This window comes from Olavius algarvensis spirochete endosymbiont, from assembly GCA_900608495.1.
In the GTDB taxonomy this organism is placed as follows: Bacteria; Spirochaetota; Spirochaetia; order DSM-2461; family DSM-2461; genus UBA2779.
Map to the genome: position 1 here is coordinate 1 of UWYT01000224.1, position 359 is coordinate 359.

1 protein-coding gene is annotated in these 359 nt (G+C 55.2%); it reads right to left on the reverse strand.

The genetic code is table 11. From position 1 onward, the window contains the following. Positions 1-318 (reverse strand): SBBP repeat-containing protein (locus tag S1OALGB6SA_RS06610; protein WP_230204473.1); only part of this gene is annotated, 318 nt, incomplete at its 3' end. Between the last annotated feature and the right edge of the window lie 41 nt (positions 319-359).

A 359-nucleotide genomic window follows, 5' to 3' on the forward strand; every position in this document is an offset into this window, starting at 1 on the left:
CTTGTACTCTATCTTCCGGATGCGGTTGTTCTCTCTATCTGCCACATAGACATTGTCGGATGAGTCCACAGCCACGCCGTAGGGGGAGTCAAACAGCGCCGCTGTGCCGGTGCCATCCGCAAAACCCTCTGTGCTGCCGGTCAAGGTGCTTACCTCCCTCTCCGGCGTGATCTTCCGGATGCGGTGATTGTTAGAATCTGCCACATAGACATTGCCGGATGAGTCCACAGCCACTCCGGAGGGGTAGTTAAACTTTGCCGCATTGCCGGTGGCATCCGTAAAAGCCGCATCACCACTGCCGGCTAAGGTGCTTACCATTCTATCTTCTATTCTATCTGCCGGCGTGATTTTCCGGATGC